The organism is Nostoc sp. CCY0012 (genome assembly GCF_963920855.1).
Taxonomy (GTDB): Bacteria; Cyanobacteriota; Cyanobacteriia; order Cyanobacteriales; family Nostocaceae; genus Cyanocohniella.
This window is the reverse complement of record NZ_CAWUDM010000186.1, coordinates 1-6,561: the sequence shown is the minus strand read 5'-3', so window position 1 is coordinate 6,561 and position 6,561 is coordinate 1. Positions and strand designations below refer to the sequence as shown.

8 protein-coding genes and 1 pseudogene are annotated in these 6,561 nt (G+C 40.9%); 7 read left to right on the top strand and 2 right to left on the bottom strand.

Features of this window, described 5'->3' with window-relative positions; all coding sequences use genetic code 11:
- A partial coding sequence (locus ACM0OS_RS28035; protein WP_414546454.1) for a glycogen debranching enzyme N-terminal domain-containing protein occupies nucleotides 1-941 on the bottom strand: 941 nt, incomplete at its 3' end.
- A gap of 139 nt (nucleotides 942-1,080) precedes the next feature.
- Between ACM0OS_RS28035 and ACM0OS_RS28030 the strand changes: the two genes are divergently transcribed.
- From ACM0OS_RS28030 to ACM0OS_RS28020, 3 genes are all read left to right on the top strand, one after another.
- Nucleotides 1,081-1,692, top strand: a complete 612-nt coding sequence (locus tag ACM0OS_RS28030; RefSeq protein WP_414546453.1) for a peroxiredoxin — start codon at nucleotides 1,081-1,083, stop codon at nucleotides 1,690-1,692.
- A gap of 185 nt (nucleotides 1,693-1,877) precedes the next feature.
- A complete protein-coding gene (locus tag ACM0OS_RS28025) occupies nucleotides 1,878-2,411 on the top strand; it encodes a peroxiredoxin family protein (protein WP_414546452.1) in 534 nt (177 codons plus the stop codon).
- A gap of 69 nt (nucleotides 2,412-2,480) precedes the next feature.
- Nucleotides 2,481-3,140: a glutathione S-transferase family protein gene (locus ACM0OS_RS28020; protein WP_414546451.1), complete on the top strand. Its 660-nt coding sequence runs from the start codon at nucleotides 2,481-2,483 to the stop codon at nucleotides 3,138-3,140.
- 76 nt (nucleotides 3,141-3,216) lie between these two features.
- On the opposite strand, the gene ACM0OS_RS28015 is transcribed toward ACM0OS_RS28020, so the two are convergent.
- Complete coding sequence (locus ACM0OS_RS28015; protein WP_414546450.1) at nucleotides 3,217-3,579, bottom strand: four-helix bundle copper-binding protein; 363 nt, start codon at nucleotides 3,577-3,579, stop codon at nucleotides 3,217-3,219.
- Between the two features lie 502 nt (nucleotides 3,580-4,081).
- Here ACM0OS_RS28015 and ACM0OS_RS28010 point away from each other — a divergent pair.
- From ACM0OS_RS28010 to ACM0OS_RS27995, 4 genes and pseudogenes are all read left to right on the top strand, one after another.
- Nucleotides 4,082-4,252, top strand: a complete 171-nt coding sequence (locus ACM0OS_RS28010; protein ID WP_414546449.1) for a hypothetical protein — start codon at nucleotides 4,082-4,084, stop codon at nucleotides 4,250-4,252.
- Nucleotides 4,249-4,848 (top strand): MBL fold metallo-hydrolase, encoded by a 600-nt coding sequence (locus ACM0OS_RS28005; protein ID WP_414546448.1) that lies wholly within the window; start codon nucleotides 4,249-4,251, stop codon nucleotides 4,846-4,848. The genes ACM0OS_RS28010 and ACM0OS_RS28005 overlap by 4 nt, the downstream gene beginning before the upstream one ends.
- Before the next feature lie 156 nt (nucleotides 4,849-5,004).
- Nucleotides 5,005-5,478, top strand: a complete 474-nt coding sequence (locus tag ACM0OS_RS28000) for a hypothetical protein (RefSeq protein WP_414546447.1) — start codon at nucleotides 5,005-5,007, stop codon at nucleotides 5,476-5,478.
- A gap of 628 nt (nucleotides 5,479-6,106) precedes the next feature.
- Nucleotides 6,107-6,514 (top strand): annotated as a pseudogene (locus ACM0OS_RS27995) (TIGR02587 family membrane protein); the annotation flags it as partial.
- Nucleotides 6,515-6,561: the final 47 nt, after the last annotated feature.

The window sequence follows — 6,561 nt, the reverse complement described above, 5'->3', positions numbered from 1 at the left end:
GAGCAGGGGGCAGGGGGCAAGGGGGAAGAAAGTTTTTGATCTTCCAACTCCCAACTCCCAACTCCCAACTTCCTACTAACTTGATTCCAGCCGAAAATCTGGGAAAGTCTTTCTTGTTCTGCTTCCACTGATTCTGTGAAGGTTTCGGCAGTGAGTACACTTTGCAGTGGATCGGGAAAACCCATCTGTGCTTCTAAAGTCACCGCATCTCCTGGCTGGAGAATCACTGTCAAGTAACCAGGACTGTAGAGTTCTTCACGATCGCCTAATCCTCTTTTCTTTTCTTCTGGTAACTCATAATCCCAATACCACACTGCCTCTGCTTGATATTCTCCTTGCGTCCAACGCAGGTGCCAAGGTGTACCAAAGTCTCCCGAAAAGATGGCTTGGAGACAGACTTGATTGTGTCCGAGTAATTGCGAAAACTGTAAACCTGGATGCTGATGTTGTTGGTGATGAAAGTCGCGATCGCCTATTAATAACCGCAGCCGTAAAATGGCGGTGTCAGTTCCCTCATAGCGATAGTGAATCAACACCCGATGGGAACAAGATGGCATAACTTCTTTCTCCCCATCTCCCCATTGCTCCCCCTCCCCACTTCCCCAACTGTGGGGCATGATTAATTGCCTGCTTAACTGCCAATTATCTTCACCCCAAACCCATTTGGGAACTGGGTTAATATCAAAAGAGCGTAGCTGTTTATAGCCTGCTGGCGAAATTTTACCACTGCCCCAAAAGTTCGTTCCTAGGGCTATCACTCTTCCTGATACTTCCACGCTAGCTTCTAGGTGAGAAAATAGCAGGGTACGGCTGGAAGGCGGATTAGTCGCCGCAAATAGCCAACCATGATAAGTGCGTGTGCGGACATCAGAAACTGTACCACTGGCAAAACTTCCCAAGCCATTGGTGAGTAACCATTCTCTTGTATCTAAATCAGGCATTTGCTACTCAAAATCGTTATGACTATGATATAGTCGTAACAGAACGTAATTAAATTTGCATAGCGTCAATGGGTAAGTGTTTAGCTGACTCAAATTTTGACGCTATTATACGGATATAAGTTGAAGGAGAATTCGGTTAATGTCCCTCACTTACGCAACAGAAGGATGCCTACGTGTAGGCCAGCAGGCTCCTGACTTTACAGCAACAGCTGTGGTAGATCAAGAATTTAAGACGATTAAACTTTCCGACTATCGCGGTAAGTATGTCATCCTGTTTTTCTACCCTCTAGACTTTACCTTTGTTTGTCCCACAGAGATCACAGCATTTAGCGATCGCTACGAAGAATTTAAAAAAGTTAACACCGAAGTTCTAGGTGTTTCCGTAGATAGCGAGTTTTCCCATCTCGCATGGGTTCAAACTGATCGCAAATCTGGCGGTGTTGGCGACCTCAACTATCCTCTAGTTTCCGACATCAGGAAAGAAATTAGCGCCGCTTACAACGTCCTTGATCCAGCAGCAGGTATTGCCTTACGTGGTCTGTTCATCATTGATAAAGATGGTGTAATTCAGCACGCTACCATCAACAACCTAGCCTTTGGTCGTAGCGTTGATGAAACCCTGCGGACATTACAAGCGATTCAGTATGTTCAGTCCCATCCCGATGAAGTTTGCCCAGCTGGTTGGCAACCTGGGGACAAAACCATGAATCCTGATCCAGTGAAGTCTAAAGTTTACTTCTCTGCTGTCTAGATTTCCCTAGCAGGCAAGATTGCCAAAACCACAGATGCACACAGCGAAAAGTTTACGCGTCCAATTTTCCCGGCGCAAATCTTTTCCAGACAGATGAACACAGATATTTATTATTCAGTGTTAATTTGTATGTATATCTGTGGTTTTTTATTTTAAAGTTTTTTATAAAAAATTGGCATAAAAATATGTTGACTTCTACTGACTTTAGTGGCTTATTAAATGAGCGGTTCTTTCGCAACTTTTTACCAATCCCAGCGATAAATCAGCTAAGAATGGGAGTAGGTACACCAGATTTTCAACTACCAGATATCACCAATGGCACTGTGGTGAAATTATCAAATTACAGAGGCAAACAACCAGTATTGCTCGCCTTTACGCGCATATTTACTGAAAAGCAATATTGTCCCTTTTGTTTTCCTCATATCAAAGCTTTGAATGAAAACTACGAACAATTTAAAAATCGTGGAATCGAAGTTTTAATGATTACTAGTACTGATGAAAAGCAAAGTCAAATAGTTGTCAAAGATTTGGGTTTAAAAATGCCGTTGCTGAGTGACCCTAGTTGTCGGATATTTCGCACATACAAAGTAGGACAAGCTTTAGGTGCGCCTTTACCAGCCCAGTTTGTTTTGGATAAAGATGGCAAATTGACTTACAGGCATTTGTTTTCCTTTTTAGATCACAATGCTAGTGTGGAGAGATTATTAGCAGAATTTTGAAGGGGCTAGAGGCTAGAGAATTTATAGTTCCCAGATCCCCAATACCTGATAAAAGTTTGAGGTTGTTTTATGTTGAAGCTATATCACAATCCTATTTCGATGAACTCCCGTAGAGTGTGGATGGTGCTACTAGAGAAAAAACTAGAATTTGATTTAGTAGAAATGCAACTGGATGGCGACCAGTTACAACCAGAATTTTTAGCGATGAACCCCTTACACCATATTCCAGTTTTAGTGGATGATGGTTTTAACGTGGTGGAATCATTAGCAATTCTGGACTATTTAGAAGCGAAATATCCTCATCCCCCACTGTTACCTACAGATGCCAAAAATTTAGCCGTTGTGCGAATGGTAGAAATGGTAACAGTCAATGAACTGATGCCGGCGATGAATCCCCTAATATTTCAGATGATGGGTTTTGCTGGTGGTGAAGATACTCACAAGTTAGAACAAGCAAAACATAAAGTGGCTATAGTATTGCAATTCTTGGAAAACTTATTAGGCGATCGCCCATACTTTGGTAGTGACCAATTAACTTTAGGCGATATCGTGGCCGCAAGTGCAATTCCCTGGTTACCAAATTTAGGTTTTCCCTTGATGGACTATCAAAAACTAAGTGCTTGGACTGAACGCTTGATGACACGTCCTTCATGGCAAGCAACTCAACCCACACCAAAAATGATTGCCGCCTTTAAGTCTCGGATGCAAGCCTTAACTGCAAAACAGTAGCACTTTTAAGCGCCCAGACTTGAAAGCTTGAGCGCTTGCATAATAGGTTGTAGAGAACTTCTGCTAAGTAGTGGAATTAAGCAGGCATCATTTGCATCGATCTGCAAGCTTCTGCACATTTGCGACAAGCCGCAGCACATTGCATCATCTTTTGGTCTGCACTCATTTGTTCACAGGTCATTGCACAGCGATCGCACATTTCAGCACACAGCATACAAGTGCGTCCCATGAACTCAGAACCACCCATCATCATGTTCATGCACATCATGCACATTTCTGAGCAGTCGCGCATCATGCCCATAATACTTGTGTTCATTTGCTTACCGCCTTGACTCATGCAGTAAGTCATGGTTTCCATGCACATTTTGTGACATTCCATGCAAGCGTTCATGCAGTTTTGCATTTCGGTAGTCATGGTTTCCGTCATCATCATCATCATAGGAAATACCTCCAGATTTGTTGATGCTTAGATATATTTTTGGCAGGGATACTTTTAACATTAATTATATTTTTTTGATAGTCAATAGCTTTTTGGGTAAGATTTCATTACCGTACTAAATCGATAGGAGTATTGTAGATTTTAGATAATTAAAAATATGATTTTGTTGTTTTTTCTGTAGTTATTTTTGGATAATAGTTGAAGATATTTTACAAATACAGTTGAATATTGACCTTTTTAGACTTTTTTGAATTGTCAGAAAAACGTATTGATTAAGTGCTTGCTATCACAAATAATTAGTTTCTAGAAACTAATTATGGCAATTTCTTCATGAATTTACTTTGTTTTTTAATCAATCATCTATCTAAAAGTATATTTTTTATTAGGAACTAGTTAAACTTGGGTAATTAATGAGTGCGATTTTAGATGATGCTGACGAACCACAAAGGCGCAGAGAAGCCCCGCGTTGTAGCAAATGACTTAGCACAGACAGCAAAAAGCTTTGATCCTGGATTCTCAGGTTGGCGATCGCCCGGATCTGAGTTCAGAAATTTTGACTATTTCCCACTCCCAAGACCCATCAGCTTGGAACATAGACTGGATTGTTGATACATTATTTATGCTGAGTTATGAATCCAGAATTATTGAAGGTACTGAACCAGAATCTTTATGAAATCTCTACACCGTCCCGATTTATATGGCTGGTCTACTTTCAATCCTGCAAGAAATATTGATTTCAATGGGATTGCCTGGGTTCGTCCAGGGGGCAATATCTTGATTGACCCAGTAGCCCTATCCAACCATGATTGGAATCACTTACAATCCCTAGGTGGTGTGGTTTGGATTGTGTTGACAAACTCTGAACACGTCAGGTCTGCTAAGGAAATTGCTGATCAAACTTATGCCAAGATAGCTGGCCCTGTGGGGGAGAAGGATTGTTTTCCCATACATTGCGATCGCTGGCTGGCGGATGGTGATCAAGTGGTACCAGGATTAAAGGTGCTGGAACTCCACGGTTCTAAAACTCCGGGTGAGTTGGCGTTGTTACTGGAGGACACAACTTTAATTACAGGGGACTTGGTACGCGCCCGCAAGGCTGGTAGTTTAACTATTTTGCCAGATGAGAAGTTACTGAATCGTAAGGCGGCTGTGGCTTCTGTACAGCGGTTAGCGGCACTACCTCACGTCGAAGCCGTATTAGTGGGTGATGGTTGGCCCGTGTTTCGAGATGGACGCGATCGCTTGAAGGAACTTGCCGCAACTTTATGATTTAGGTTACTCCCCATTCCCCTGTTCTTAAATTCATTTTTGTCATGTGGATTCACCGCTATCATGAAAGTGAATTACCAAGCAGACGCTTTCCAGTTGCATTAAACAACTCCCTGACGACAAAGCTCAAGTTTTCATAACACAGGATTTCCTAGTATGAACTTATTTTCTAGCTCTGTTTCAGTTTTGTGGAAAGCTGGTCTAACCTTGGCAGGTTTTATTAGCTGCATAACCTTGGCATCTACTCCAGTATCAGCACAAGTTCTGATTGAAGACTTACCGATCTTAGAAGCAGAAGAAGGCGGTTTGACAGGTTCCATCACATTTGTTACCCCTAGTGGTTATATCACTTCCATTGCTGCTGAGAAAGTTTCGCCATCAGGGACATATTTATTTGGCATTGATGGTGGTGGTGTATATACAGTTACAGGTCTTATACTTCATGATCCAATTACTAGAACCACCATCCCAACCATAACCCTCTTGACAGGCCCAACCGTATCAATCTCTGGACGAAGCGGTGATAGTATCAAAGGGGCGGTGATTGATTTACTTAGATCGGGTACACTCACCCTAGATGAATACACAGCAATTCTCAGGGTTGCTGTTGGTACAGATGGTTTAGATTAGTTATATACTACCAAGATTTATTCACACCTAATCCAGTTTAAAATAAACATCCTCAGTAGTTCATAAAATTATAAAATTAGGACACTAAAACTAAATAGTGTCTTTTTTTTCTGAATGTGTGAAAGAATCGGCTATAACATAGACTCAATAAGTGTCATAGCACTTAGACCTCGCTGATAGAATTTCCGCATCAGTAACCGAGGCTAATGATTATTGAAGTTTGGCAAATAGCAAATATTTTACTTTTACTTATTACTAAATAGCACAAAATAAGCAATTGCAATATATGGAAATGATGCAACATGCTCTCCCAACACGGTTCACTTAAGAGAAAAAGTAGGTTGGGTTAAGTGATAGCGCAACCCAACAAAGTCTTGAGGATGTTGGGTTTCCTGAAGTCAACCCAACCTACCACTGATTGTAGTTTTTAGCCTTCACTGAACAGTATTGCATTCTATCTTCCGTTGCTCCAATTCGCCAAAAAGCAAGTTCTTCTGTGTCTACCGCAGGAAGTATATAAACATATATCTGTAAAATATCCTAGGATAGATGTTGAAAATATATCTTTTATGAGACATTCTACAACATCTAAAAATATTACAATCAAATAATCAGGTACATATTATTAGTGGCTAAAAAACGTTACAAAAACACTTGGAAACAAGAAATCAATGATATTGTGCGTGGTACTTGTGGAGGGTTTTTATTTGGTATTCCCCTAATATATACTATGGAAGTATGGTGGATTGGATCGCTAGCAAAACCAAGATTGCTTGTAATGGCGATCGCCTTAATGTTTATTGTAGTTTTTTTACTCAATTATACAGAGGGTTTTCGTAAACGCAGAAATACCTGTCGAATTGATGAGGCAGCCATAGATACTGTAGAGGCAATGGCAATTGGCTTTGTTTGTGCTGCATTTATGTTGTGGTTGTTGCAAGAAATTACGCCAGAAACTTCCTTAAAAGAATCCCTGGGTAAAATTGTATTTGAAGGTGTACCATTTACCCTAGGAGTGGCATTAGCCAACAGGGTAAGAGCATCTCAATCAGGCTTGACACAAGGAATCAGAAGAATCTAAAG